We start from the raw sequence: 534 nt of genomic DNA, 5'->3' as shown, positions 1-534 counted from the left end.
AGCGATTTCTCGGTGGTCTCCGAGAAGCGTCGGGCGGTTCCCACCTTGAGGCGCTTGATCTGATTGCCCCAGTACGGCTGGTCGGCCGAGCTCCACAGAATCAAGGTGGGTATGCCTGCACGCAGGCTTGCGGCAGTGGTGCCTGAGCCCCCGTGATGAACGACCGCGCGGCAGGCCGGAAAGACGGACGCGTAGTTCACCACGCCCACGACCTTGACGTGGTCGAAATGCGGCACGTCGCTGAAATCAGTTCCGCCGAAACACAGGAGGGCCCGCTCGCCGAGGTTCGCGCACGCCGAGCTAATCATTTCGACTGTGGCGGAGGGGGATTCGAGCGGTATGCTTCCCGAACCGAAGCAAATCGGCGGTGTTCCCGCGGCGATCCACGACGCTACGTCCTCGTCGTCGGTATCGGTGGGCAGCTCCATCGTCAGCGATCCAACGAAAGGACGCTGGCCGCCCCATTTCGCCCATTCGGCAGCGAGCCCGGGGAAGCACACCTCGTCGTAGGCCTGGATTTCCAATGACCCACGT

Annotated in this window: 1 protein-coding gene; it reads right to left on the bottom strand. The window is 63.5% G+C overall.

Translation table 11 applies throughout. The annotated features are described in order from the left end of the window. Window positions 1–534, bottom strand: a 534-nt coding sequence (locus A5711_RS10045; protein ID WP_369829926.1) for a glycosyltransferase, incomplete at both ends; no start/stop codon positions are given.

The sequence above is a fragment of the Mycobacterium sp. E2238 genome (genome assembly GCF_001672665.1).
Lineage (GTDB): Bacteria > Actinomycetota > Actinomycetes > Mycobacteriales > Mycobacteriaceae > Mycobacterium.
Note: the sequence above shows the minus strand (reverse complement) of the source record. Positions and strands in the feature narration are given on the sequence as shown.